The organism is Chitinophaga sedimenti (assembly GCF_023156195.1).
Taxonomy (GTDB): domain Bacteria; phylum Bacteroidota; class Bacteroidia; order Chitinophagales; family Chitinophagaceae; genus Chitinophaga; species Chitinophaga sedimenti.
Genome location: NZ_JAKUKA010000001.1, coordinates 5,559,969 through 5,584,828 on the forward strand (window position 1 = coordinate 5,559,969; position 24,860 = coordinate 5,584,828).

Sequence of the window (24,860 nt, forward strand, 5' to 3'; positions counted from 1 at the left end):
AGCGAGGGTTACTTTGAACATCTGATGACGTTTATTCAAACTTGCGTTTCAAAGAACTTCATTAACGGAAAATTCAATTAAGGTGACCGCGAAGGTCACCTTTTTATTTTCTATAGCTTAATGAGGCTGTCCCTGTTGAAGGACAGAATTGTCGTTTGAACAAATGTCTTTAAGTGTTCGGGTAATCAATGCTATCTCGGACTTTTATTTCCTCAAAATTCGATATTTACTTCCCGACACATAGCCCTCACCCTTCAAAATTCTTGTTTCACTTCAGTACCTCTCATTTCCACACCAGTTTGGGGCCTGTTATAAAAAATCTTTTTATGACAATTATTTCTCTTGGCCTGGGTGTTCAATCAGTGGCATTATATTACATGTCCAGTTTGGGACAATTACCCAGGGCCGACTATGCCATTGTGGCGGATACAGGTCGGGAAAAGACGGCGACGTATGCCTATCTGGACAAGTTGATGATCTGGGCAAAGGCTAATAATGGAATTGATATTATCGTCCGTTCTGAAAAAAATCTTTACGCGGACCTGCTTGAAGGCCAGAATAGCGGAAAAAAGCGGTTTGCCTCCATTCCGGCATATACCCAAAATTCGGATGGATCTCAGGGAATGCTACGGCGACAATGTACTAATGAATACAAGATCCGGTAGTTGATGATGCTATTCGGGACTTATATGGTTTGGAGAAAGGAGCTCGTCGGCCGAAAACTGAAGTTTGGAAAGGTATTACGATAGACGAGGTGGATCGTATGAACCAACCGAGAAACCCGTGGAAGATTCACGTTTACCCATTTACAGGATTTAAATTTACCCGCGATGGTGGTGGACGCCGAATTGCATGGGGAATTCCGATGAGCCGGACAGATGTAGTCGCCTGGTACAGGCAAAATCAGTATCCAATTCCCGAAAAAAGCAGTTGCGTGTTCTGTCCGTACCAGTCGGACGCCAGTTGGGCAAGACTGAAAAGGTTATTTCCCGTCGACTTCCAATATGCCGTGGAGGTCGATAATGCTATTAGAAACAGCACCCAGAGGGGAATTGAGCAACCCTGTTTCCTACACCGAAGTCTAATTCCTCTTGATAAAGTAGATTTGGATTCTAATAATAGGCTTTGGAATGACGAGTGTTCTGGAAATTGTCATGTATAAAGTATGGGTTTATAATAAACGGCCCGATGTAAAACTTCTGCTTTCCTTCTAATTTTGATATAAAATAAATGTCCATCGGTAGTTAAGTAAGCAGTATTAATCGTTTTATACTGAGGTTATTATCGATAAATCCAAGAAAAATGTCCACTACAAATGAGGAATACATCGATGTCTTGAAAAGATTTTACGAAACCAATGGCCGGGCGCCGACTAAAAGGGACCTGCCCGGCATATCCCGAAAAATAGAGAAGGCTTTTTCTGGTTGGAACTATGCTCTGCAAGCTGCAGGGGTGGCAATCGTGGTTGATAAAAGCGTTCCTCTAACAAAGCTGAAGGCCAGTTTGCAGAATTTCGTTTCAAAGGAAGGTCGGAGCCCAACAGTGTACGATTTGTATAGATCAAAGGGCCTGTATGATGAGAAAACGTACATGAAATCCTTGGGTTTAAATAGGTGGTCAGAAGTGCTCGAATGGGCAGGCTTGCCGTTTAACCGCGAGAGAACAAATGAAGAGATGCGCGCAGAAAAGGTACTTCTCTCATCTATAAAGACATTGATTGAAGGGAGCGGTACACCATCTTCTATCGTATATAAAAGTCAAAGAGGGGCCCTTCCTGCTTTGGAGGAGCTTGAGATCCAATTCGGCTCCCGGAAGGATGTTCTGAAGCTGGCTGGGGTTAGCCTTAACCGTTTTTCATTCAATAAAAGTTTCTTTGCTAAGGAGGTGAATAGGTACATAGAAGATTGCGGCAAGGTTCCGAGCCTTGGTGACCTTGTTAAAAGTTTAGGTGTATCTTCTTTGACTGTACTATCGCATGTAAACAATTACAATAAGTTTATAAAGAGTATACGGCTAACCCCAGTAAATAAAACTCCGATCGCAGTTACGGATACAAATGATCGCCTCAAACAACAATATATAGTTTTTTCCCACAAGTATGGATATCCTAACGGGGCACCAAGTACAGCACTTGATTCTTCAAAGGAGATTAGTAGTTCAGATGTATACTTGTTAAGATTTGGTACAATGGACCAACTGCGCCTTGAGTGTGGCTTTCAGCCTTTGGAAAAAAGACAGCATAAGTTCACAAAGGAACAGATAACTGAAAAGCTGCTTGCGGCGTATGCTAAGAAAGGCAAAATTCTCACCTCCAGAGAAGTCAATGCGGATCCCGCTCTACCAAGTCTGAGTTCACTATTGAGGTATTTTAAAGTGACGTGTCTATCCGCAGTTTGGCGAGATGTTCTAAACCCACCAAATTCCCAAATCTCCACAAAGGATTAAATCCTCAAATCACACTTTTTTCATCTCCAATTTTTTTGTTCTCCTGGCTGCTAACCTGTTGCAGTATTGGGTCTTATCATTGCTATTCAGAACTTCAATGCTGATGTATTACCACGTCGCCGGGGACTATTGAGTCAGTAGAACAATAAATAACTGAGCAGTTTTTGATGCGTACTTTACTTCTATTAAGGAAAAAAATCATGTTTTAACGAAACAGATTGAATTGTTATGTACCCAGAATTCATTGCAACAGAAATTGCGATCAGGCTACCTATGTCTGCCCAGGTCGAAAAACCACAAAATATACCTGATGCATACCGACGAGAAATTATCAAAGGAGCCAGGATTAACTATGTGGAAGGGGATTTCGGCTGTCACTTTAGCCAAACTTTTATTCAGCGGGACTGGACATTCGGAATATTCCGTTTTGATATAAAGCGCCTTCAAAAGTTCCATACTTTTAATAACCTGGCTTTTACAGGCCTCCATTTCTCACTTAAGGGAGAAGTAAATAATCTTATTGACCGAAAGTCTAAATTGGTTTTTTCACCAGGGAAATATGGGTTCTACTATATGCCTGCAGGATCTATGGGGGCATTCACGTTAAATACAGGATCATATAAGGGATATTATCTCTCATTTTCATCTACCTATTTATCTTATTTCTGCCATCAGCATCCGGATTTGCAACTGGCTTATACTTGGTTACAGGCAAATAATCCATCATCAGAGATGTTGGCGGAATTTGAAATGCCAGAAGAGATGATTCGCATTTTAGAATCGGCATTCAGTAGTAGTAAAATAGGAAGCTATAATAATGTATACTTTCAGCACAAAATAACAGATTTGTTACTTCGATTTCTGAAGCAGTTGCAAGAGTCTGTGTCAATGCAGACGAAAATGGGAAAGTTTTCTCCAACGGGGAATATTCTGAATGCTGCAGAATACCTTGAATTGAATTTTAATAACCCGAAGTCCATGCCAGAACTGGCCAGGGATGCAGGAATGACACTTCGTGCTTTTGAACGTCGGTTTAAGGATGTGAAATCAGTGTCTCCTAAAGAGTACATACAGATATGCCGGGTAAATGAAGCTATTGGGCTCTTGCAGCACACAAGGTATTCTATGGATACTATAGCCGCCCATGTCGGATTTTCCGACCGTTCTCACATGAATCGAATATTTAAACGACTTGGAAAGCGGATGCCCAGCCTATACCGAGAGTCTGGTAATAGTGATCAAGAATAGATGAAAACGTTCACATAATTGATCTAATTCGTACACGAATTTAATGTCTAATAATTGGACTTTTACATCGGAAGAGATGGGTTAAAAGATTACTTACAGCTAAGTATAGCTTAAGATAGGTAATGGAAGAATATGTGAAAGGATTTTCACTAATGTCAAGGGAATTACGGCATTGTAAAATGCCGATAATTTGATGAGTATTTCTCAATAATCTTAAAATTAAAATTTTATGAAAAAAAAATATCATCGGTGTTGCTGCTCTGCTAATCGCATCTGCATGTATTTCTTTTGGCTCCAACGGGAATGGAAATACTTCTACGATGTTCTATTTTCAGGGTGTGAGTACTGCGGCTTATTATGAAGAAAGTGGTTGGACAGAATTGGATGGTGAATTTTGCGACCATATCGGCACGTACCCCTGCGTTGTTGGGCATAACACTATCACCACTCCTGCTGCTTTGGCTTCTGCTTTGGTGGCTGCGTCGGGTGCTACTATACAGGCAAAATTAGCAAACATTGGTGCAACCGTTATTGCCACCAGGCCTACAGTAGGGCCATGAATTGTAATGGCCATGGGTTATCCACAGATGGTTTAAATAAGACCAAATAGCTTTTCAGCATTGCATTTAAAGTATTCTTTTCTTAATGCTCGAGTAAAACAGCTTGGAAAACGACAATATCTCAGGCAAGAAAATTTAGTTTAAGATGTATATGCTGTCTCGATGATCTACTTAGAAATGTAGTCAATGAAAAACAAAAATTATGAAAAAAATCACCACTGCCATTGTCGCATTGCTTGTTGCCGTTGTTGGAATCTCTTTCAACAACTTTGCTGCAAATACTGTCACGGAATTTTATTTTCAAGGTTCAAGTGCCGCCGATTATTATCAAGAAAGTGGTTGGGCGATACTTGAGTCTGAAACCTGTCCAGACACAGGTACTCAAATTTGTGCTGTTTCGCACCCTAATATTAGCTCTCCAGCTGCTTTAGCTTCTGCTTTGGCGGCTGCATCGGGTTCTACTATACAGGCAAAATTAGCAAACATCGGAGCAACCATAATTTCCACAAGGACTATAGTAGGGCCATGAATTGTAATGGCCATGGGTAATCCACAGATGGTTTAAATAAGACCAAATACCTTTTCAGCATTGCATTTGAAGTATTCTTTTCTAAATGCTCGAGTAAAACAGCTTGGAAAATGACAATATCTCAGGCAAGAAAATTTAGTTTAAGATGTATATGCTGTCTCGATGATCTACTTAGAAATGTAGTCAATGAAAAACAAAAACTATGAAAAAATCACCACTGCCATTGCTGCATTGCTTGTTGCCGTTGTTGGAATCTCTTTCAACAACTTTGCTGCAAATACAGCCACGGAATTTTATTTTCAAGGTATAAATGTCTCCGATTATTATCAAGAAAGTGGTTGGGTGATACTTGATTTTGAAACCTGTCCAGACATAGGTAATCAAATTTGTACTGTTTCGCACCCCAATATTAGCTCTCCCGCTGATTTAGCAGATGCTCTTGCAAATGCATCAGGATCTACTATTCATGCAAAAATTTATAACATCGGTGCATCTGTTGTCATTCATCGGCCTACTGTAGGTCCTTATTGAAGTAAGGTGACTATATTATCGGTTGGCTGATGCTGGCTGTTTAGAGTATTCTTAAACGATATTTAATTTCGAATGCGAGAAAAAGATTGTGAATGAATAGGCATAAACGAAAGTAAAGCGAAAACGTTCACGATAATTGGTCCAAATCGTACACGCTTTTTAGATTAATAAATAGGACTTTTACATTGTAAGCGGATAGACACAGAATATATAGCTTAAGAATCGTTAACCTTCGAATCAGTAACCAGGACATATAGATGCAACCTTTTGTATAGATTTCGATGTTTTTTTCCCACAGTAGTTTCCACGATTTTGGAGCATAACGTTAACTGTTTAATTGATTACTCCTATGTTTCGCAAGATTTTTCCAGAGCTAACTTCCTTATTGCTAATTGTACTTTTTGTGTATACAGGATATATGAAACTCGCAGATCATACCCGTTTTGCAAATACAATTGCATATCAGAAAAACATAGCAACATTTAGTGAGATAATTGCCTGGGCTATCCCATTGATAGAACTTGCGATCGCCCTACTGCTGTTCATTCCACGTTTTCGTCGTGTCGGCCTGCTTGCAGGTGGCGCTTTGATGAGTTTCTTTACAATTTATGTAGGAGTAAGTCTCTTAAGTGGTGAAGAGTTGCCATGCTCCTGTGGAGGTGTAATTTCTCAAATGAACTGGACGGAACACTTCTTTTTCAATTTGTTCTTTTCTGTTTCTGCTATATTATCATGGTTTATGCTTCGTAATGTCAATCATGGTAAGAGCAAATATAAATTGTCCAACCCTTTACCTCGATAAGAGCTTGCCAGCAAGATGCTGATTTAGCAAAAAGGCGGATTTAGTTGCAAATAAGTTCGTTAAAAAGGTCAATGCTTCTGTACCTAAAAACCAGAGGTCTCATAATTATCCATAAAATTTAATCCATGAAAAAGTACATCACAGGCGTTGCCGCTCTGCTCATTGCCGCTGTTGGTATATCTACCGCTGCTAACAAAACTACTACATTCTATTTCCAAGGTCCAGATGTAAATGCATACTATCAAGAAGAAGGCTGGAAAGAGCTGGACAACGAATCTTGCCCCGCCACTGGTCTTAATCCTTGCACAGTTTCGCACCCATCTATCAGCACTCCTGCTGCTTTAGCGTCTGCGCTTGCTGGTGCAACAGGTTCTACAATTCAGGCGAAAATTGCTAACATCGGTGCATCTATCGTTGAAGCAAGACCTACTGTAGCTCCATAATTATTTTGGACAAAAATGTAAAGAGCATCGGCTTAGCCGATGCTCTTTTAATCTCTTTGAATAATGTGGTTAAGTAAAAAGTTATTGATTGCTGGCTTGATGCTTTCAGTTTCCCTTCGTGCATCTGGCCGAAAGGAGACAAGTACCGCTTTTTATTTTAATGGGAATACTATCTCACAGTATTTTGTTTCTGGAGGTGATGGGTGGGTGCTTTATACAACGCAACCATATAGCTATGTGGGAAACATGCCTTCTATAGTTTCGCATTCAATTATATCTACTCCAGAAGAATTAGTTGAGGCTTTGGCTGCTGCCTCGGGTTCATCAATACATGAACGCATTACAAATATTGGAGCTGTTATTCTAAATTATAAGATATTATAATGCATTAAATTGTTTGATCATCCTCAATCAGAGATTATGAAGAAGTATTTTTCAAGTATTTTGGCTTTGTTTATTGCCAGTGCGGCTTTAGGCTATCAAAAAGAGAACTCCAAGTTTGCAACTACATTTTATTTTAGAGGATCAACTGCTGTAGACTATTATTACGCTTCAGGCTGGGAAGTCCTTACAACTGAATATTGTGAAGGTTATGGCCCATATGTATGTGCCATAGTCCATCCAACAATCGACACTCCGGAATCACTGGCGGATGCTCTCGGAAGTGAAGTTGGGACAATAAGCCAAAGACTGACTATTATTGGAGCATTTATTATTGCGACAAGGACCACTTTAGCGCCTTGAGGGGCCGCTTTTTGTCATTTACTATATAAATCCAACTACTATTCCTTACTTAAATCCAGTGTCCATGAGACAGTTAATATTTCTGTTGGCAGTTTTGTGTGCATTGTCCGTGTCTGTAGTGCGTGCCAAGTCTTTTCGGGACACAACCTTTTTTATTTTCAGGGTACGAGTGCTTCTGATTACTATGTATCTTCTGGATGGAGAATTTATGTAAACGAGCTATGTCCCGGTGCCGGACCAAACCCTTGCGTAGTTGGACATCCCGTAATTGCCACGGAAGCCGACCTTGCTGCCTCTCTTGCTGCCGTCTCGGGAAATATAAATGCTCGCCTGGTCGCAATTGGTGCAAATGTAGTTATAAACAGGGTGACCTTAGCCCCATAAAGAAGAAAGCACCGGTTTCCCGGTGCCTTGCTACTTCGTTATTAAAATTATCGAGGATTTTGTTGTTGGCCGGACAATCTTATCACGAAAGGAGGAATCGCTATTGCGAATCGCAGGTCTTTTGCTGGCAAATTGTAAATCTTTCCACCGATAGACCGTTTAAGCGAAATGTTCCCATTTACCTGGTTAAGCCTTTTTATATCGAACCATCGCAGCCCCGAGAACGGAAGTTCTTTTCTTCTTTCTTCAAGAATGTGCGTCAATGCCTCTTCAGCGTTAGTTGCGGTAATCGGGACAAATGTGCCTGTAGTGTATCGTTTTACAAGTAGAAGATTTAGATCCAATAAGGCTTGTTCAATCTTGCCGGTTCTTGCGGATGCCTCCGCCCTCATTAAATATACCTCATTGCTTGCTATTCCCGAAAAGAAATTTGAGTTTCCTGTATAGAAGCCTTTAAAATTGTGCAGTCCTGTGGCCTCAAAGAAAATAACTTTTCGTAAGTCATTTGTTTTATAAGATTTGTAGAGGACAGTATCTGGCTTCATTGTATACTGACTCATTGTATAATTATAGTAGCCTGTAGACGCGTAAAAGATTTCTGGATTGCTGAGCTCTGGAGCAAATGGAAGAGCAGCAGTTGGAGACGCCAGGTTATAGTCGTAAATATTACCATTAATCGTTAAGGCTTGATTGGCATAACTAAAGCAGCTGTCATACTCTTGCATTCCTAAGTATGTTCTTGCCAACAGAGCCAATGCCGACTGTTTGCTGGGTCTTACTTTACTTATCGGAGAAGTTAGCAACAAAGGAGCCGCTGCTTTTAGATCCGTAAGTATTTGGTTAAAGGTTTGTTCTTGCGTACTTCTTTCGATTTTTTCGTTAATATCTGTTCCTAATCTTAATGGAAGTCCAAGAGTATTATTAGCGTTTATTTTGTCATATGCAAGGAGATGAACAGTAGATAGTTGAAGTAATGCTTTGGCTCTGAGAAAATGAGCTTGCCCCTTTAAATCATCCCATGTCCTTTGATTTATAGTTGTTCTCTCAATCCTTGTTAAATTATCCAAGATTGTATTTGCTTTATAAATGAGGTCGTAGGCATATCCCCACTCCGTTATATTTGATTCATAGATATCATCGTTAGACCAATTGTAAAGATTTTTTTGTTGTTGAGTTAAAGCATCATAATCTGCATCCGTCAGATAATAGTTGTCTGCCTGTGCTTCACCGTTAAATGGATCTGCGAAATTTACAAATATCTGATTTTCGATCAACCCTTGTAGGTCCATTAAGTTTCTGATTGGGACTTGGGAGGAATCTGTAGGTTCGTCCAAATATTTTTGCATCCTGCAGCCAGCGTTAATAATAATGTTAGAGTTATATAGCCATATGTTTTTTTCATGCGAAATAATTTAAAGTGTAAAATTTAAGCCTCCGGCATACCTGGTTGGAGTTTTTATCCCTTGATTGTCTGGATCGATTCCTTTCTTATTTGCTCGCCAGATAATACCGATGTCACTTATATTGACATATAAATTTATCTTTTGAAATGGCAATGCTTTTAAAGTCTGGCGATTCATTTCGTAATTTAGATGCACAAATTGTAATCTTATGTTATCTCCTTTTTCGACCAATGGGCTTGAAAAGGTATAGAAGGTTGTTGCACTTGTATTGACTGGGTAACGAAATGATGGGATATTTGTGATCTTCTCATCACCGGGCTTCTGCCATCTATTATAATAATCGCTGTGTCCAACACCTTGCCTAACGAGAACATTGTAGTCAATTGAATTTGCCCTAAAATAATACCCAAATCTATAGGCAATTAATGCTGTCAGTGAGATATTTTTGAAACTGAAGGTATTGTTCAGGCTGCCGAAACTTGTGGGAATTCTTGATCCATGATATGTCATGTCATTTGGAGATTTGTCTCCGCTTGCAAGTGCTCCATAATCCTTACTAATAACTCCCTTTAAATATCCCCTTGCCTCGCCCGTGTTAGGGTCCAGGCCAGCCCAAGGAAGTGAGTAAACACCATATATACTTTTACCCTTTGCCAGTGCCTTTCCTGTCTGAAGGGCGGCAGGTCCGTAATTGTTGAAGTAATATTCAAGAATTTCATCTTTTGAATAAGAGTATATTAAACCTGTGGTCCACCTAAAATTACCATCTATATTAATACTATTTAGGGTAATGTCTAATCCTTTGGTACGCAGTGTAGCGACATTTTTGGAAGTTCTGATCTACCAAGACCAAGGGTTTGGTCAATTTCTACGCTTGAGTACAGATCCTTCGCATTTTTCTGATAAAATTCTACACTTCCTGACAAAAAGTTGTTTTTGAAACCAAAGTCGATTCCTAAGTTATATGTCCCAACTTTTTCCCATTTTAATTCCGGATTATAGAATGTCATGAAGTTGGTGGTCGGCTGTTGTGTATATTTACTCGTTAAGCCGGTGTAGGTGATTGTGGTAATGGCCGCTCTGCTTTGATCCACATTGCCCTGGTAGCCGAAAGTTCCTCGTATTTTCAGTAGTGGAAGTAAGTCTAACTTGTAAAAATCCTCCTTCGAAGTATTCCAAGCTAAGCCGGCTGACCACAATGGGGTCCATTTGTCATTTGTATTTAGGCCAAATAAATTTGAGGCGTCTCTTCTTGCACTTGCAGATATTGTGTAGCGCTCCTTATAAGAATAAGAGGCGTTAGCGAATTGAGATACAAACCGATCGGTTGTTCTCGCAAATCCGCTGTTGTTCGGTATGTAACCTGTTGCGCCGGTAACGTATGTTGGATAAGGATTTACAAAATCAGTGGGGATGCTGGTAAGGATCTCATCATCGTATCCGTATGTCCTAAAATTACTTCGATTTACTTTGGTTTGTCTTAATTCTGTACCGAGGATTGCTGCAATATTGTGGTCAGACCACCTTTTAGAATATCCCAACTGTGCGCGTGCGGAGTGGTTTATCAGCTTCCCATTCGATTGATCAAGAATACCGCCAACAGGCACCGCGTATTTGACTGTCTTAGTTGTCCTGTTAACTTGCGAGTAAAAGTTTATAAAATTTCGTGCAGAATAACTTTGGGCATTGCTCACGGATTTGCCATCAGTTACTTGGCTTTCGTATTGATACCGGCCGTCAAATGTAAAGTCTCCAACTTTGTATGACAATGCAATGTTTCCAAGAAAATCTTGTAGATTATTCTGGACGGATAGATTTTTGTAATCTGTGCCGGGATAATATTTCCAATCCATCAATAAACCGGCGCCGGTGGTGTCAAGGTATACCTTCCTGTAATCTTTATATAGTGGTATTGCTGAGCCGTTATCATCAAATAGCCTCGTATATTGTGGCATTGAGAATGAAGGGCCACTTATACTGCCATAGGCTGTTCTGCCTCCTTCCGTCGTGCTGTTTGTATATGCCAGACCGGTTCTAACTTGTGCGCCCTTAAATATTGTAAAGGTATTGTCAGTCCTCAGATTTACTCGACGGTAATTCTCATAAAGCGATCCGATGTTTTTGTCGAGCCCGCCCGAGAAGTACCAACTAATATTGGGGGCGCCCCCTGATACGCTAATTGAATATTGTTGATTTAATGGTGCACGATACATATATTTTGGAAGTCGTTTCGTACGTCTTGTGACTTATAACTGTCTATAAGAGATGCCGAGTCCGCTGCTGATATTTGTTTTTTTCGATATTTAAAGAGTGTCTCGTAGACCTCGGTAAATGGCAGTTTGTTTCTGTTCGATGTGTCTGTGAAACGATACTTATTTTGAAATAGAAATATTTCTACGTCCACCAAGTCTTTGCTGTCCATTCGAGGGATGGAAAATAGGTCGGGGCGTTGAATACCGGTGATGTTACTATTAAATTCAATTTTTGTTTTTTGATTGTATTTTGATTTTTTCGTTGTTATTACAACTACACCGTTGCCTGCTTTAGTTCCCCAAATAGATGCAGCAGCTGCGTCTTTTAGGATGGTAATGCTTTCAATGTCATTTGGATTAATATTATTGATATCTCCTTCGTATGGGAAGTTGTCTAATATTATGAGCGGGTCTCCTGGACCATTTATGGTGGATTGACCTCTGACAAACATATTGAGTTTAGATTTAGGATTTACTCCTTCTTTTGAGAATAATACACCACTGGCAACTCCCGACAGCCGGTTTAGTATGTTTGGTCCTACCTGTTGGCTAAGAGTTTTGGAGTCAATTTTTGTAAATGATCCTGTCGCTCTTTCTGCCGGTATGTCTTGGTATCCCGTATGAACCACTGTGACCTCGTTAATCATTGTGGCGGTGGGTGATATTTCGATTTTAATATAAGCCTGGCCATTTACAGGTACGGTAATTGGATCAAAGCCTACATTACTTACAATTAGGCTACTGTTAGTCGGTGCGCTTTGAATAGAGAACTCTCCGTCTGAATTTGTAGCAGTTCCAATCCTTGTGCCTTGTATAAGAACTGTGGCACCTGCAACAGGTTTCTGATTTAAATCCCGGACGATTCCAGTGACATTTATAATGGATTTTGTGCCTTCAGGAGTATTAGGTTTTTCAAGTTTTGGCATAATCGAAACATAACCGTCATTGAATGTCCATCCTATACCTGTACCTTGAAAAGAGAGCATTAAAACTTCTTCAAGTGGTTTTTTTACGACGTTCAATGTAATCTTGCGGGTATGATCTACAAGTGCATTGGAATAGTAAAACTTGTATCCTGTCTGTTTTGTCAGTTCTTTTAATAGATTTTCAATGGTGATGTTTTCCGCTTTAAGAGTGATCTCTTTAAATGCTTGATTGGATTGTGGTTTCGCCGTAATGCTTAACAAGACATAGGTTATAAGCAATAGGGCCTTGTAAATTCTTGGTTGATTTACCCTTAGTTTCATGATAATAGGCTTTGATGTTTTAGTTGATTGTCTTATTGCCGCACGGAGTCGGGCCTACTTGTGAGTAGGAGCATAGTATTCCCATTCCCGATATGGGATTTCTTACTCTCTGGTGAACATGACCTTACACGCTCGTTTTATCTAATTGCTCTGACTTAAGCGGAAGTGGAGGGAATGATTGCTGGCAGCATACTTTTAAAGTTGAAGTTGTCTTCGTGATAAAATCTATTGTCGCCCTTTTTTTAATTAGTTTTGTCGGTAAACACCATAAATTCCACTCCTTGAACCTTAAGTTCCATTTTAATTCCATATTTCTTTAATACAGCAAGTAGTGCGTTGTAGTCTTTTAGATTTTTAGGTAATTCCATTGTTACATCAGTTGTAATTCCCGTATTGTCAACAAAAGGAGTATCATTTATTTGGTTCAAAGCTACCACCAATGACTTAAATGGCTTGTTTCGAATATACTTCGACGTTGTAGAGTCTTGAATGTACAGATTGTCTCTTTTTTTTCGCCTGCTTTAGCTTTGCTTAAGTTGGAATCTAAGGTCGTTAAGGACCATGATTTAATCTCTTTAATTTGTTTCTTAATTTTTACCGGGAAATACCTTTCGAGGTCTTTTCGCATTACTGCCAATGCAGAATCTCTACCTTTTACTGGTGTAAGTAGTTCATAAGTATATGTGTTTTGTCGTTCCCAGTCTCGTGAAGGGTCGGCAGGAAGTATATATTTTGATGAATCTAAGACATCTATAATTAATAATTTGCCCGGATAATCAAAGATTTCAGGATAAGCAAATTCGTAAATTTGCATTATAGACATGTTGATTGCAAAAATCTGCGTTAAATTTAGGTCATCATACATATTCATCCCCAATGATGACCCGCTGCCTTCAATATTGCCGGCAAGAATGGACTGGTTTATGAATTTTACAGGTAAGGCTTTTTCAACTACGGATGAAAATATCGGAGTGTTAAGATTTAATTTGATCTCCTTTTTGGGTTTTAATACCTGAGTATTATTATTTATTACGGACTCAACATTCTGCATAGAAATTTCATCTGCATTTGTTTCCGCAATAAGGTTTCCTCTCTATCGAGCCAAACATAGTGAGGAATGTATTTATGTGGGAACATTTTGTTGGCCGTTGAATCCTCATAGGCACTTGGCAGGGCGAACTTTTTACCAATTTTATCCGAAACCCTGTTAAAAGTCTTAAGGATTTTTTTTCAGGTTTATCTTCAGATGCCTTTGAATCTATTAATACGATCTTCAGGTCATCCTTATATTTTTCCTGAATACTATCCATTTTGGGGAATTGCTTAATGCAGGCGCCGCAGTATGTATTCCAAAAGTCCAATATGACTATTTTGCCACGGTACTGAGAAAGGTCCAGCGTAGGGCTTGGGTGGTTAACTACGGTGTGCCATTTAAGGTTTGGCGTTTGTAAGCCATTAACATTCTGGTCTGGATTGGTTGATTTTTGACAGATTCCAGTCTGAGCCGATAAGGCAAAGGTCAGACCCGTCAAGGCCGCCAGCCTGCTAAGTAGCTGTATTCTCGCTGTTTTCTCCATAGTTTGCCGAAGTCCTACGCGGACATTTCACATGATTTAATAGTAAAGGGTAGGGGCCCTTTTTCTCAGTATATGATATGTATACACGCGATCGGCGAAATGGTCATCATTCAAAAAGGTATTTTTTTGACCTTTTTTAGCCTGGATAACATTTTTTTAACTAAAAATTAAAACAATTGGGTTATTTTTCGGTTCTTTGAATATAGTGAGTCCCTTTGCGGGCTTTATCGATATGATGACCTGGTGGTCTCACCGGTCAGAAAGTATCCAATAAGCATTAAGCAAATTTGGCAGGATATTATCCATGAATAATGTTCATTAAATATGGATATTCATCTACGTCCGTTCTCCTATCATAGCCAAAGCAATCAGACCAACATTATTGTCAAATGAAACGATAAATCGTTGCTATGCAAACAAGTGATCTGGACGACGACCATTTATGGCGCCAGCTGCAGCAAGGAAGCGAATCAGCGTTTAAGGAGTTATTTTCCCGATATTTCAGGCGCATGATTACTATTGCTTATTATGAACTCAAAGACGTGGAGTCATCCCGTGATGTGGTTCAGGAGGCATTCGCCAACCTGTGGGAAAAGCGGGCAAATCTGGATTGCGATGCCAATCCGAAAAGCTATCTTATTACTTCTGTGCGTAATGCTTGCTCTAACCTTCATCGGAAGAGGGGAAGTCATGATCGTTATGTGCGCCAGGTTGAGCCAACAGAGCCGGTGATTCAGCCACGCTGGATGGAGAACAAAGAGTTGGGAGTAAGTCTTGAGCTTGCTTTTAGTAGTGTTCCGGCTGCCAGCCAGCATGCTGTTAGAATGCGTTATCAGCATGGGTTCAGCTGTAAAGAAATTGCCCGAATGAATAATATTTCGGAGGGCAGTGTTAAAAACAATATTAGTAGAGGTTTAAGGATCATCAGGGAGACGCTGGGTAAACTTGGCCGTTAATGGTTACCAAAAGCCAGCTCGCGTGTATATATATTTTATGGAAAGGGATGATCTATATCGTTTAGTAACGGACGATTTAAATGGTGATATATCGCCGGAAGATAAGATCCTGCTGGATAAACTTTTGGCTGAAAAGCTGGAGTATCGGCTCCTGTACGAGGATTTTAAGAATATTCATAGCGGTACCGATATTGCCGGGGAGTTGGACAAGCTGGATCATGTTATTGCATTTGAGCAAACCATGTCTGCGGCAAAACCTCCTAAAACTCGCCGTGGCTGGTACTGGACCGCTGCCGCTGTCTTTGCTGGCGGACTGGCTTTGGGAGCGACCGTTTTAATGAATTCAAATCGCCAGGTGGCTTCTCCATCTGCTGCCGCCCGGAAGAAACCCACAATAAATCTGCAATTGCCCGACGGGCAGATCATTGATCTGGCAATAAATAAAGGAACCAACCGGTTCGGCGATGCCGTGGTGGCCAATGAAGGAGACCACTTGACGGTATCAGGCCAGAATTTGGAAGGGAAGCAGGCGATTTTACAGGTACCACCCGGCCTGGAGTATAAAATTACATTGTCTGATGGTACAGATGTAAAGCTGAACTCGGCCAGTACATTAATATTTCCCACCTCTTTCGGGGATGGGGATCGTGTCGTTTCAGTCCAGGGCGAGGCTTATTTTAAGGTAAGCAAGAATGCAGAAAAGCCTTTTGTTGTTAAACTCCGGTCATCGGCAGTAAAGGTGATCGGTACAGAATTTAACGTTAATACCTATAGAGAAAATGCGGAGCAGGTGGCCCTTGTTGAAGGCCGGGTTAAGATTGGCCGGGGAGCTGACTCGCTTACATTGGTACCTGGTGAACAGGCTGTCTATGGACCTGCAGGAAAATTGCTGGCCACTTCATTTGATAAAATGACGGTGCTGGGCTGGATGACAGGTGTGTATTACTTCTCCGACGCCCCCTTGGAAGAAGTCTTTAAAGTTATCCCTCGTTGGTTTGGCGTCAATGTGCAATTTGACAATAATGTCTGGAAGCAGCACCATTTCACCGGCGCCATAGAGCGAAACAAGCCTGTTACCCATAGTTTAAATGCGATAAAGAGTCTTGGTCTGGTAGATTATTACTTCGACAAGGATAGTGTAATACACATAAAATAGCCGTTTTCATATCTGGATATTGCCTGAAAGCAATTTGCTTAACCTTGTTTCCCCTACCCGTCTTTTTTATATCCTACATAGCAGGATATAGCTTCAATAAAACTTACTCTTACCCATATTCGCTGAAAACCAGCGATATGAAGATTGTTCTAAAGGGACTTCGCGTATACGAAGAAATGAGCGAGGAGACGAATGCTTTTTCGGCGGACTTGTGGATAGAAGGCAAGAAAGTGGCAAAAGCTAAAAATGATGGTCGGGGAGGGATGACTGGCTAACCCCTGAGTCTGAAGCTGTCATGGAACTGATGGATAAAGCCGCAGAGTATCTGAAGGACGAGCATTTAAAGTCCCCGGATCCGGATCCCTGGAAGGTAAAGACGTGGGATAAGTCAGATTATCTGTCTTACAAAGTAGATGCTCTGGTGGATGAATTTATAGCGAAAAGAAATAAAAAGGCGATGGAAAAGGATATGGAACATGGTATCCTGATCGGAGAGGATGAGACCTATTATCTATTGACGAGGCTAAGCAAACCTGTCGAGTATTACTTGTCAACAGATGAGAATTTTGGGAGGCTGGCTGATTTGATGGGTAAATATGTAGCTGAAGGACGGGAAAAGGGGCACAAAATTCTTAATACCAATATTCCCCCTGAAAATATAGTGGTGATGGAAGTGGCTGCCAATATTTATCTCCTTAAAAAGGAAAAGCAACAGCAACAGGCAAAGCCTTTACCCCCTGGTAATGCGCGTGGGAAGAAAAGGTGACTGTCAATTTCAGGTGTTTGGTGCCATATATAAAAATATACACCTTATTTATTTGTAGGAACTAAGGCATTCAATAGTTGTTTTCAGCCGGACGCACGTTTATAAGAAGGATGCCAATTAAGGGCTGTCACCCCAACCTGTGAAAACCATAAATATCCACCCCGTAAAAGTCTATACCTTTTCATATTGATAAATAGCTAACCATCATTTTTATGAAACATAGTCGTTTGCTTCCCTGGGGCATGGCCCTTTCTACTCCATTTATACTGCTGGTTTGTTTTAATAGCCTTTGCATGGCCGGATCGAATGCCGGTGTGGGGATATGGAACATATATGCCAGTGATGCAAAAGAAATTGATACCCCAATTAGACCTTTAGGAGGTACGCTGACGGTAAACGAAGAGATGATTAAGTTGTATGGCAGGGATTTTAATGGAAAGGTTGCTATTGGAGAAAAATATAATTGCCGTATAAGTAATGATACAGGATGGTTTGAGCCAGTCGATCCTCGGGAGCCGATAGTTCAGATTTCTACACATGAATTGTATGTTCCTGTCGGCCGGCATCTTTTCCTTTTTCTGCCGGATGGCTCACAGATTTACATTCTGCCACAGACTACGCTTTCGATTGATTATTGGGAGTATGCAAAACAAGCCAGTGTAACTGTTAGTAGTGGTGAGGCTTGTTTTTATTTAAAGAAAAGTCCGGTGGGCACGCACTTTAGAGTTAAGACCGCTCATGGTGAAGTTCGATCAGATGACGGTTTTTTCACTGTCAGAGCGCTTGAAGGTGATGATTTGGCGGATGTTTTAGTGAGTGCTGGTACAGTTTCTTCAGCAGGTTTACCGCTTTCATTCCCCGTACTCCCCGCATTGTTTCATTTAACAAAAGGGATGGCCGTGGAGACGGCCTTGACAAGGCGCCAGATAGAAAGTCGGGATGTACAGGTTAAGTATAGCATGAAGGGCTACTTTTATTATCCTGATGCTTTTGTTGCTGAGATAGTGCTTGACATGGAAAGATGGTATAACCTTACGCTTGCAACGCCTGCTTTCAGAAAGGAAAGGGTAAACAATTATCATATCGATATATTGTCGCATAGGACCCACTATGGCCAGCTGGCAAAGTCGGTTTCAGCTTCCCGGGCATTGGAAGTCTCTGTCAAAGGGAACAAAATATATGTGAGGCCCTACCCAAAGGACAAAAAGGATTAGCTGTACTTAATATATTAGTTATTGCAGTCCAAGGGACGAAAACAATTGTTTTCAATATGCTGCCGGGCATGCTCCCAGCCCTTTTCCAGGAACCTTCGTTTACGATCAAGACGTAACAGCGCCATCCGCCAAGCAATTTTACGAGTTATATGTGGAAATCTTTCGCAATACTCATCGAATTCGTCTATATATCGCTGGGCTTTATCCTCATGCAGCCTTAACGGATCAATGCAGGTTTGAGCCATTGCCGGAGGGTAGGGTAGGGCGCGGTACTTTATGCGCCAGTATGGCAATGGGAGTTCATAAGTCATGTATGACCTAATTCGATGAAATATCAAGAATGCCTTACGGGCAAATGGGCCTATTGCCATTTTTTTATTTTGTAGTCTGATAGTTCCCAGCGTAGCCAATGATACTGGCGACATTTTAAATCAAAATGGGCAATTCTTCTGCATTCTACATCGAAAATTTCTTTGTTACTGGGAAGCCAGGGACATTTGAAATTATCTATTGTATACTTTCTTATGTTTTCTTCGATAGGCAAAAGGAGTACTTCGTCCCACCAATGTTGAAGGAGTCTGTCGCTGAAAGGTTGATCAATTTCTGAAAATAGATCGTCTTGGTCTTGCAGGCTGATAGGAGATTTTGTGGGCATGTTCAAATTGTTGTTTGAATTCGGAATGGGAGCGGTTTACTCAGGTCTTCTAATGATTAACCACGCCATTCAGTTTTTAACCAGCCACATTGTGAGATATTTTGACAAAATTTTGATAGGGCGAAAAAAGATATATGTAAAACTAACGTGAAAGTGTAGTTGATACCATTGTTTTTTGATCCGGCTCCTTAACGATAAATTGCAGTTCTCATTGACAAATTGACGTTATGGAATGTTATCAAACAGATTATTCTTTCCTTGCTCATTATAGGTCCGACGATGAGTCTACAGTAATATCTGTTGTTTTATTAGAAGCCTGTCTTGTGAGCGAGGTTTCTTATCAGTGTGCTGATGATAGTAAGTTTTTGCTGACCAATGAAAGCGGGTTTAAAAGTATAATCTCGGGGCGGCTTTCATTGCCACCTGGAAATAAGAAGGAATTTTTAAGATTGTATGTCCTTGCAAATGCTTTTACTTCAAGAATCCATTTGTCAAAAGTGGAGGACTTGTTAGTCCAGGCAAGTACCGAAGAAAACGACGCCGCGTTATACGACAGGTGGGAAATACTAATGTTGATTTCAAAAGCTGGCGATCTGATGGAGATTAAAAACAGTACCGATACTGATGGGGAGGGGCTGAATATTTACCGGAAATTTGTAGTATCGGAGAAGGTTTACTTGGATATTCCGGGATAAAGTGTCCCATCGCTAATGGTGGCAAAGTGACCCACCTGGTAGGATACGCGTGAATGTTAAAGGTAGGAATTATTGTTTATTCCTCAGAGACTCACCGATCAGTTCTATTCTGTTCATTCCGGCCATAAGTCTGTCCATAATAGCATCAGCATGTGTTGTGTTGGTAATTTGCTCATACCACTTTGATACTGGCAGCTGTGAGGTCAGAATAGTAGCTCCCCGCTCGTATCTGTCTTCCAGAATATTAACAAGTGCTACAGATGCTACTGGTTCCAGTCTTTCCATCAAAAAGTCGTCGAGGATCAGTACATTGGTTTTAGATAGCTTGTTTACAAAACTCATATAGCTGCCATCTGCGTTACTGGAATGGATGTTTCCAACAAAGCGTTGCATCGGATAGTAGGTCACCTTATAGCCGAGTTCACATGCCTGGTTGCCCAGCGCGCATGCGAGATAGGATTTGCCACATCCGGTAGCGCCTGTGATGGCAACGTTCTGTCCCTTTTTTATATACTCCCCTGGCAAAGCAGCTGCCACTGGTCAGCATGTAAATTACGCTCTGGTCCACAATGGATCTGCTCCGGAAAAATGGTGTATCTAATTTTTGCCATTCTCACAAGCATGTCAGTGCGGGCGTTCTTCTTGGAATTTATCTCCTGATCAACCATTGCAGAAAGCATATCATGAGAGCCTGGCTGCTCATGTATTGGTTTGCCGACAAATGCTTCGTAGGTATTGGCCATACCGCTGAGTTTGAGGATTCTTAGCCGCTCCAGTGTCTCTGAGGGATTGGCGTTCTTTTTCAACATAAGTGTTTTTGACATGATGATAGATGTTTGATATAATGAAAAATGAAGTGACCGTTAGGAGTAGCTTTCCTTTCCTCTGATGTTATCATGGATGGGAACTTTGTGTTGCTGGCTGGATTGGACCTCGATGTCCTTATTGGTTTTAAGCATGTTCTGCACGCTGCGGCAGGAATAAAGGTTGTGGTGGATAGCCATCCCGCAGCAGGCCTCCAGGCGATCCTTGCCGTAGTGTATCCCTAAGCGTAATACGCCATTAACGGCAGATATGGAATCGTCCCTGAAGCCACGCTCGGCAAATATGCCCTCTGCAAATTTTGCGGTGTTGGGACCAATGGCCAGCGCCCTGGCCATAAAGGCATCCTTTTCCTGTGACTTTTTCTCTTCGGCATATTGTTGGTGACCCTCTGGCATGTGCTCGGTAATGGTGCTCCAGCCCTTCTTCTTGCGGTTGCGGGGATGTTTGGCTACAAACACGTGTTTGTCATATATCTCCACTTCATCCCGGCAATAGATGAGCGCGAGTTTTTTGCCAATGAGCGTGTGAGGCACACTGTAGTGATGGTTGTCCTCACCAAGGATCACATGGTAGTCGGCGCCTACGGTGGATACTGCCCTGTGCTTGATGACAAATTTGGATGCGGGCAGTTCGGCCAGCAACGCTTTTTCTTCTCTTTCAAACAGTTCCAATCGGCTGTAGTCCAGCTTCTGAAATTTGGTCAGGTGGTGGATCTTGAGTTTTTCCTCGATTGCCGCATTGAGTGTTTCCAGTGAATAGAAGGTCTCATTGCGGAGAGGCGCATAGATGCGCTGGTAGGTCAGTTTTACCTCATTCTCAACACTGGCTTTGTCTCGAGGTTTGCGAACCCGTGCTGCTGTCAACCCAACGGCATAGTGAAGCGCCCACTGTTGAATAGCGGCGGTGAATTCTGGTTCGTACTTGTTGCTCCTGGTAACGATTTGAGCCATGTTGTCGGTCTTAACATGGCGGGGGATACCTCCGATCCAATCCAGGCATTTGTTAAGCCCCTTGATGATCTGTGGCAGTGTGGCGTCCGGAAGCGCGATCACATAGCTGTAGCCGCTGAATGGTAGTACACATACAAGCACCTGCACCGGTACCTTTTTCTCCGTCTCAGCATTGATGACATAGTGTAACTTATCACCAGCGAAGTCAAAGTACAGGTAGTCACCGGGCTTATGCTCGAAATGCATTACAGCCTTTGTGGATTTTTGATGTCGCAGGATCTTTGCGCTAAACTGCGCATAGCCGTAAGGCTCTGCAGCTGTTTCTTTGTATTCTCTCCAAAGAAGCAATTTGGTGACTCCGGACTTTTTGAGCTCTGCCAGGTAGTAGTCCAGTTTGTCGTTGATATAGAGCTCCCGTGAGCTCATTTTGGCGGGATCTTTTTTGGCCGGCTCGTAGATGATGGCGGACAACTTGGGGTCGTCCAGGGCGAGCAATTCCTTAAGGGTGAAGCCTGATTTACGCGCTCTGGTGGCGTATTTTCTGACTGTTCGGCGGGCTAATTGAAGAAGAGTGGAGATGTTGTTTAGCGATTCTCCGCGATCCATGTACTGGATAATAGCACGTATCTGAAGCATAGTCTTAACGCGATTTGGCATGGAAAAGGCTTTATACCTAATTCCTGCGGGTTAAAATCTGCGTTCCTTCAGGTGGGTCACTTTCGTCTGGAATGGGAGTTGTAAACCGGGTCACTTTCGATCAGAAAACATTTTTCCTGTATCAAAAATGCCGTAGCCGGATAGGGATACTGGTCATGGCTTCGTAAACATCCCGGGTCACTTTTTTCGTATTAGGTGGGACACTTTCCGTCATAATATCCAAGAGGGGAATAAGGATATAGTATATTCGCAAAAACACCCCTTGGCTTCTCCGTTATGAAACTATTATTTTTACAGCGCTCCAATATTTTGATATCTATCAACCGATAATATTTTTAGATCAGTATCCTCTGTTCCTGTTTTGTATACACATAGTAGGTGAATGTTATTTTTCTTAAGTCATACCAGCTTTGGAACCTGTAATGTCTGCTATATTCGGGGTAGGCAAGTTGCCTATAATGACCTATCTCCTTATCATGGACCATAAATACTACATCCAGGTGTTGCCCAATGGCCGAAATTATATTAGTGTGGCAAGTGATCCCACCAAAATTAGACTGGTCATAATCCATCGGGAAGAGTGTATAGAGGAAAAGGGGATTGATAAGTGGTCACAGCAAAATATGGTTTGGACAATGCTGGAAGGCGCCGCAAATAAGCTGATAGCGATTCTTTCAGGGGCGTCGCCATGCACTTCGGAAATTTTTCGCGCAGCCGCGCAGGATCTAAAGCGATATCAAAATTTAATATCCTGAGTCCGGGAAGTACAATTTTCGTTCTTTTATCCATTCATCCAGTTCATCGGCGCCTCTGACGGGGTCGTATCCTTCAGATTGAATGGTGAGTTGATAGTAATCCTCTATAGCATTGTAGTACAAAGGTTGTAACGGCTTGTCGCCCAGTACTTCTTTTAATTTACTATAAAAGTTTATGAACCCTTCATATATTGACGAACTTGCCAACCTGCCGGTAAATCGCTGTTTCATCAGTTCACTTTCCGTTTTGACGATCGCTTTTATTTCCGGAGGGATTTTATTCTTACCATATTGCTCTTCAAGATTGGTCTGCAGGCGTCCGAGATCCTTAGCTGCCTTCAGGGCGTCCCGAATCAATTTGCTTCTATTTTCCATAGTAGTAAGGGTTGTAACAATGGTTGTATGTGTCAAAATAACAAAATAACAGGCAGGGACCATTATTTTGGAGCCATCTTATTTTACTTGACTCAGATCAAACCATTCAGGCTTTAAGCAGGCATCTTTACTCCGGATTCCATTTTGAGCAGTCAAGTGATGGTCTTTGCGAATCCCTGAAACCAGCACAATGCCCGGGAGTATGATGTGTCTGATTATCCTCAAAAAATATAATGCGCCCGTGACGCGCAGGTCAAAATAACGAACTTTGTTCACCGACGCCTCGCGGGTAGTCGTTTCCAAGTGGCGGTAGATTCTCCCAAATCCACAGTGCGTCTTTAGGCTTGTGGTCCGGCCTGTCACCTTCTGTTCGCAGCGAATGCACCGTGTGGTAGTTAAGGTGCTGGTCGGGAATTATATATTGGAGAATTTCAGTCATGTCAGCTTTGGTAAGGGTGTGGTTCAACCACGCATTCTCCATTTCTTTTGTAAGAAATAACGGCATCCTGTGTTTGTTAGCGCCATCATTGTGGATGCAACGCATGACGTTATTTGCCTCTGTGGTAACCAGGGTAAATGTTCCTTTGCGCACTGCCTGTCCATTTTCATCTGGTTCATAGTGCCACTGATAGAGTCCTGGAACATAATAAGGTAAACCTTCACTGTGGAAAGTTGTTCGTATGGCGTAGGGAACTTTTTTGGTCCAGGTCATGATTTTACGATGCTCGAAAATATTGGTTAGGGGGATAAGGCATCTATTCTGGGAAAGCCTGTGCCAATAAGACGAAGTATCGCCAAGTATTCTGTCTGCCTTTGCATTGACCATCGATCGTCTACGTTCGGTGGCCTCTGCTTTATCCTGTATATGTAGGGGCTTTATTCCCCATTCCATGTCTGCTAACACCTGTTGTCCCTCGTCGGTTGCGATGATCGGATAGGAAGCAAAGACTTCAGCTTGCCGGTGGATAAGGCTTTGCGTATCCAGCTGCCTGGTCCTAATATCCTTTAAGCCTGGATAGACCTTTTGAACTTCCTCAATTTCAGAATGGAATGAGATATCCCTACACATCTTTTTGTTATTTAATCATGGAATAAAATAGCACCTGCCTTTGTTGGAGGCCGGAGGTGATTGTGGCTACCAGCCTGCCGTATTCGACCCGCAATGTTACGTCAAAGCCACCTTCATTTTTCATTTTCAGGACTGATCGGATATAGGAACCAACCTTTTTCCGATACGCGATGGCTATACTTCGCTCGATACGCTGGCCCTGATTGGTAAGGTTTATAAAAAGGTGAAATCCGGAATCTTTGGCCAGTAAGGCAAGTAACTTGTTTTTATCTTCATGGCCGTTAACGTTGAGCAGTTTTCCTTCCTTGGCCTCCAGATGGAGGAGGTGGTTCTCTGCTTCCTTAAGGTTGCCATACGGGCTGGCGATATATCCGGTGCCTGACGGTATTCCTGGCCATGAGAACCTTTGCACTACAATATAATGGTCCCCCTGGTTATGGAGAAAGTTGAGCATCTCCACATCCAGGACTGCAAAAGGATTATATAATATAATGTCCTTGAGTGCCATTTCGGGTATTGGTGATCGAAAAACAAAAATACTAAAAATATTAGTACTCGGTTTGTTCATTTCTTCAGCCATTGTAGGGGCTGCTTTGGTAGGAAGTGTTCTTATAACAAAAAA

Annotated in this window: 29 protein-coding genes; 16 read left to right on the forward strand and 13 right to left on the reverse strand. The window is 41.6% G+C overall.

What is annotated here, in order from left to right; all coding sequences use genetic code 11:
• The first annotated feature begins 326 nt into the window (after positions 1-326).
• The 10 genes from MKQ70_RS31995 (at position 327) to MKQ70_RS32040 (ending at position 7,302) form a co-directional block, all read left to right on the forward strand.
• On the forward strand, positions 327-665 hold the full coding sequence (locus tag MKQ70_RS31995) for a hypothetical protein (RefSeq protein WP_248078848.1): 339 nt from the start codon (positions 327-329) through the stop codon (positions 663-665).
• 637 nt (positions 666-1,302) lie between these two features.
• On the forward strand, positions 1,303-2,445 hold the full coding sequence (locus tag MKQ70_RS32000; protein ID WP_248078851.1) for a homing endonuclease associated repeat-containing protein: 1,143 nt from the start codon (positions 1,303-1,305) through the stop codon (positions 2,443-2,445).
• Between the two features lie 228 nt (positions 2,446-2,673).
• The gene (locus MKQ70_RS32005; RefSeq protein ID WP_248078853.1) at positions 2,674-3,693 is read left to right on the forward strand and encodes a helix-turn-helix domain-containing protein; all 1,020 of its coding nucleotides are present in this window, start codon (positions 2,674-2,676) and stop codon (positions 3,691-3,693) included.
• Positions 3,694-4,013: 320 nt separating this feature from the next.
• Entirely contained in the window at positions 4,014-4,253 is a 240-nt protein-coding gene (locus MKQ70_RS32010; protein WP_248078856.1) for a hypothetical protein, read from the forward strand.
• Positions 4,254-4,455: 202 nt separating this feature from the next.
• A complete protein-coding gene (locus MKQ70_RS32015; RefSeq protein WP_248078859.1) occupies positions 4,456-4,782 on the forward strand; it encodes a hypothetical protein in 327 nt (108 codons plus the stop codon).
• 186 nt (positions 4,783-4,968) lie between these two features.
• Positions 4,969-5,313: a hypothetical protein gene (locus MKQ70_RS32020; RefSeq protein WP_248078862.1), complete on the forward strand. Its 345-nt coding sequence runs from the start codon at positions 4,969-4,971 to the stop codon at positions 5,311-5,313.
• Positions 5,314-5,662: 349 nt separating this feature from the next.
• Entirely contained in the window at positions 5,663-6,115 is a 453-nt protein-coding gene (locus MKQ70_RS32025; RefSeq protein WP_282456910.1) for a MauE/DoxX family redox-associated membrane protein, read from the forward strand.
• 125 nt (positions 6,116-6,240) lie between these two features.
• Positions 6,241-6,558, forward strand: a complete 318-nt coding sequence (locus MKQ70_RS32030) for a hypothetical protein (protein ID WP_248078867.1) — start codon at positions 6,241-6,243, stop codon at positions 6,556-6,558.
• A gap of 63 nt (positions 6,559-6,621) precedes the next feature.
• Complete coding sequence (locus tag MKQ70_RS32035) at positions 6,622-6,942, forward strand: hypothetical protein (RefSeq protein ID WP_248078870.1); 321 nt, start codon at positions 6,622-6,624, stop codon at positions 6,940-6,942.
• Between the two features lie 36 nt (positions 6,943-6,978).
• On the forward strand, positions 6,979-7,302 hold the full coding sequence (locus MKQ70_RS32040) for a hypothetical protein (RefSeq protein WP_248078873.1): 324 nt from the start codon (positions 6,979-6,981) through the stop codon (positions 7,300-7,302).
• 431 nt (positions 7,303-7,733) lie between these two features.
• On the opposite strand, the gene MKQ70_RS32045 is transcribed toward MKQ70_RS32040, so the two are convergent.
• The 7 genes from MKQ70_RS32045 to MKQ70_RS42975 all read right to left on the reverse strand — a co-directional run bounded on the left by MKQ70_RS32045 (position 7,734) and on the right by MKQ70_RS42975 (position 14,165).
• Positions 7,734-9,032 (reverse strand): RagB/SusD family nutrient uptake outer membrane protein, encoded by a 1,299-nt coding sequence (locus MKQ70_RS32045; RefSeq protein ID WP_248078875.1) that lies wholly within the window; start codon positions 9,030-9,032, stop codon positions 7,734-7,736.
• A gap of 66 nt (positions 9,033-9,098) precedes the next feature.
• Entirely contained in the window at positions 9,099-9,599 is a 501-nt protein-coding gene (locus tag MKQ70_RS32050; protein ID WP_248078878.1) for a hypothetical protein, read from the reverse strand.
• A 284-nt stretch (positions 9,600-9,883) separates the two neighbouring features.
• Complete coding sequence (locus MKQ70_RS32055; protein WP_248078881.1) at positions 9,884-11,302, reverse strand: TonB-dependent receptor domain-containing protein; 1,419 nt, start codon at positions 11,300-11,302, stop codon at positions 9,884-9,886.
• A complete protein-coding gene (locus MKQ70_RS32060; RefSeq protein WP_248078883.1) occupies positions 11,284-12,588 on the reverse strand; it encodes a SusC/RagA family TonB-linked outer membrane protein in 1,305 nt (434 codons plus the stop codon). The genes MKQ70_RS32055 and MKQ70_RS32060 overlap by 19 nt, the downstream gene beginning before the upstream one ends.
• Before the next feature lie 242 nt (positions 12,589-12,830).
• The gene (locus MKQ70_RS32065; protein WP_248078886.1) at positions 12,831-13,025 is read right to left on the reverse strand and encodes a hypothetical protein; all 195 of its coding nucleotides are present in this window, start codon (positions 13,023-13,025) and stop codon (positions 12,831-12,833) included.
• Positions 13,019-13,639, reverse strand: coding sequence for a hypothetical protein (locus MKQ70_RS32070; RefSeq protein WP_248078889.1), 621 nt, complete (start codon positions 13,637-13,639; stop codon positions 13,019-13,021). The genes MKQ70_RS32065 and MKQ70_RS32070 overlap by 7 nt, the downstream gene beginning before the upstream one ends.
• 7 nt (positions 13,640-13,646) lie before the next feature.
• On the reverse strand, positions 13,647-14,165 hold the full coding sequence (locus MKQ70_RS42975) for a TlpA family protein disulfide reductase (protein ID WP_372490048.1): 519 nt from the start codon (positions 14,163-14,165) through the stop codon (positions 13,647-13,649).
• A 410-nt stretch (positions 14,166-14,575) separates the two neighbouring features.
• Here MKQ70_RS42975 and MKQ70_RS32075 point away from each other — a divergent pair, with 410 nt between their 5' ends.
• From MKQ70_RS32075 to MKQ70_RS32100, 6 genes are all read left to right on the forward strand, one after another.
• A complete protein-coding gene (locus MKQ70_RS32075) occupies positions 14,576-15,121 on the forward strand; it encodes an RNA polymerase sigma factor (protein WP_248078891.1) in 546 nt (181 codons plus the stop codon).
• Between the two features lie 37 nt (positions 15,122-15,158).
• Positions 15,159-16,277: a FecR family protein gene (locus MKQ70_RS32080; protein WP_248078894.1), complete on the forward strand. Its 1,119-nt coding sequence runs from the start codon at positions 15,159-15,161 to the stop codon at positions 16,275-16,277.
• A 137-nt stretch (positions 16,278-16,414) separates the two neighbouring features.
• Positions 16,415-16,552: a hypothetical protein gene (locus MKQ70_RS32085; RefSeq protein ID WP_248078897.1), complete on the forward strand. Its 138-nt coding sequence runs from the start codon at positions 16,415-16,417 to the stop codon at positions 16,550-16,552.
• Positions 16,553-16,572: 20 nt separating this feature from the next.
• Positions 16,573-17,043: a hypothetical protein gene (locus tag MKQ70_RS32090; protein ID WP_248078899.1), complete on the forward strand. Its 471-nt coding sequence runs from the start codon at positions 16,573-16,575 to the stop codon at positions 17,041-17,043.
• A 212-nt stretch (positions 17,044-17,255) separates the two neighbouring features.
• On the forward strand, positions 17,256-18,257 hold the full coding sequence (locus tag MKQ70_RS32095) for a FecR domain-containing protein (RefSeq protein WP_248078902.1): 1,002 nt from the start codon (positions 17,256-17,258) through the stop codon (positions 18,255-18,257).
• Between the two features lie 978 nt (positions 18,258-19,235).
• Positions 19,236-19,607: a hypothetical protein gene (locus MKQ70_RS32100; RefSeq protein WP_248078904.1), complete on the forward strand. Its 372-nt coding sequence runs from the start codon at positions 19,236-19,238 to the stop codon at positions 19,605-19,607.
• A 69-nt stretch (positions 19,608-19,676) separates the two neighbouring features.
• Here MKQ70_RS32100 and MKQ70_RS32105 read toward each other — a convergent pair whose 3' ends face one another.
• The 6 genes from MKQ70_RS32105 to MKQ70_RS32130 all read right to left on the reverse strand — a co-directional run bounded on the left by MKQ70_RS32105 (position 19,677) and on the right by MKQ70_RS32130 (position 24,818).
• Entirely contained in the window at positions 19,677-20,144 is a 468-nt protein-coding gene (locus MKQ70_RS32105) for an ATP-binding protein (protein ID WP_248078908.1), read from the reverse strand.
• A complete protein-coding gene (locus MKQ70_RS32110) occupies positions 20,114-20,416 on the reverse strand; it encodes an ATP-binding protein (RefSeq protein WP_248078911.1) in 303 nt (100 codons plus the stop codon). Before MKQ70_RS32110 ends, MKQ70_RS32105 begins: the two co-directional genes overlap by 31 nt.
• A 54-nt stretch (positions 20,417-20,470) precedes the next feature.
• Positions 20,471-21,988, reverse strand: a complete 1,518-nt coding sequence (gene istA, locus MKQ70_RS32115; RefSeq protein WP_248078913.1) for an IS21 family transposase — start codon at positions 21,986-21,988, stop codon at positions 20,471-20,473.
• Positions 21,989-22,782: 794 nt separating this feature from the next.
• Complete coding sequence (locus tag MKQ70_RS32120; RefSeq protein ID WP_248078916.1) at positions 22,783-23,169, reverse strand: hypothetical protein; 387 nt, start codon at positions 23,167-23,169, stop codon at positions 22,783-22,785.
• A gap of 253 nt (positions 23,170-23,422) precedes the next feature.
• Entirely contained in the window at positions 23,423-24,238 is an 816-nt protein-coding gene (locus tag MKQ70_RS32125; protein ID WP_248078918.1) for an SOS response-associated peptidase, read from the reverse strand.
• Positions 24,239-24,245: 7 nt separating this feature from the next.
• Positions 24,246-24,818 carry a hypothetical protein gene (locus MKQ70_RS32130; protein WP_248078922.1) on the reverse strand — a complete coding sequence of 191 codons (573 nt, stop codon included), beginning with the start codon at positions 24,816-24,818 and terminating at the stop codon, positions 24,246-24,248.
• Positions 24,819-24,860 lie beyond the last annotated feature (42 nt).

Coding starts and splice junctions, on each gene's coding strand:
- MKQ70_RS31995 (WP_248078848.1), top strand. CDS start 327: ATGACAATTATTTCTCTTGGCCTGGGTGTTCAATCAGTGGCATTATAT.
- MKQ70_RS32000 (WP_248078851.1), top strand. CDS start 1,303: ATGTCCACTACAAATGAGGAATACATCGATGTCTTGAAAAGATTTTAC.
- MKQ70_RS32005 (WP_248078853.1), top strand. CDS start 2,674: ATGTACCCAGAATTCATTGCAACAGAAATTGCGATCAGGCTACCTATG.
- MKQ70_RS32010 (WP_248078856.1), top strand. CDS start 4,014: ATGTTCTATTTTCAGGGTGTGAGTACTGCGGCTTATTATGAAGAAAGT.
- MKQ70_RS32015 (WP_248078859.1), top strand. CDS start 4,456: ATGAAAAAAATCACCACTGCCATTGTCGCATTGCTTGTTGCCGTTGTT.
- MKQ70_RS32020 (WP_248078862.1), top strand. CDS start 4,969: ATGAAAAACAAAAACTATGAAAAAATCACCACTGCCATTGCTGCATTG.
- MKQ70_RS32025 (WP_282456910.1), top strand. CDS start 5,663: ATGTTTCGCAAGATTTTTCCAGAGCTAACTTCCTTATTGCTAATTGTA.
- MKQ70_RS32030 (WP_248078867.1), top strand. CDS start 6,241: ATGAAAAAGTACATCACAGGCGTTGCCGCTCTGCTCATTGCCGCTGTT.
- MKQ70_RS32035 (WP_248078870.1), top strand. CDS start 6,622: ATGTGGTTAAGTAAAAAGTTATTGATTGCTGGCTTGATGCTTTCAGTT.
- MKQ70_RS32040 (WP_248078873.1), top strand. CDS start 6,979: ATGAAGAAGTATTTTTCAAGTATTTTGGCTTTGTTTATTGCCAGTGCG.
- MKQ70_RS32045 (WP_248078875.1), bottom strand. CDS start 9,032: ATGCAAAAATATTTGGACGAACCTACAGATTCCTCCCAAGTCCCAATC.
- MKQ70_RS32050 (WP_248078878.1), bottom strand. CDS start 9,599: ATGACATATCATGGATCAAGAATTCCCACAAGTTTCGGCAGCCTGAAC.
- MKQ70_RS32055 (WP_248078881.1), bottom strand. CDS start 11,302: ATGTATCGTGCACCATTAAATCAACAATATTCAATTAGCGTATCAGGG.
- MKQ70_RS32060 (WP_248078883.1), bottom strand. CDS start 12,588: ATGAAACTAAGGGTAAATCAACCAAGAATTTACAAGGCCCTATTGCTT.
- MKQ70_RS32070 (WP_248078889.1), bottom strand. CDS start 13,639: ATGCAGAATGTTGAGTCCGTAATAAATAATAATACTCAGGTATTAAAA.
- MKQ70_RS42975 (WP_372490048.1), bottom strand. CDS start 14,165: ATGGAGAAAACAGCGAGAATACAGCTACTTAGCAGGCTGGCGGCCTTG.
- MKQ70_RS32075 (WP_248078891.1), top strand. CDS start 14,576: ATGCAAACAAGTGATCTGGACGACGACCATTTATGGCGCCAGCTGCAG.
- MKQ70_RS32080 (WP_248078894.1), top strand. CDS start 15,159: ATGGAAAGGGATGATCTATATCGTTTAGTAACGGACGATTTAAATGGT.
- MKQ70_RS32085 (WP_248078897.1), top strand. CDS start 16,415: ATGAAGATTGTTCTAAAGGGACTTCGCGTATACGAAGAAATGAGCGAG.
- MKQ70_RS32090 (WP_248078899.1), top strand. CDS start 16,573: ATGGAACTGATGGATAAAGCCGCAGAGTATCTGAAGGACGAGCATTTA.
- MKQ70_RS32095 (WP_248078902.1), top strand. CDS start 17,256: ATGAAACATAGTCGTTTGCTTCCCTGGGGCATGGCCCTTTCTACTCCA.
- MKQ70_RS32110 (WP_248078911.1), bottom strand. CDS start 20,416: ATGTTGAAAAAGAACGCCAATCCCTCAGAGACACTGGAGCGGCTAAGA.
- istA (WP_248078913.1), bottom strand. CDS start 21,988: ATGGATCGCGGAGAATCGCTAAACAACATCTCCACTCTTCTTCAATTA.
- MKQ70_RS32120 (WP_248078916.1), bottom strand. CDS start 23,169: ATGGAAAATAGAAGCAAATTGATTCGGGACGCCCTGAAGGCAGCTAAG.
- MKQ70_RS32125 (WP_248078918.1), bottom strand. CDS start 24,238: ATGTGTAGGGATATCTCATTCCATTCTGAAATTGAGGAAGTTCAAAAG.
- MKQ70_RS32130 (WP_248078922.1), bottom strand. CDS start 24,818: ATGGCTGAAGAAATGAACAAACCGAGTACTAATATTTTTAGTATTTTT.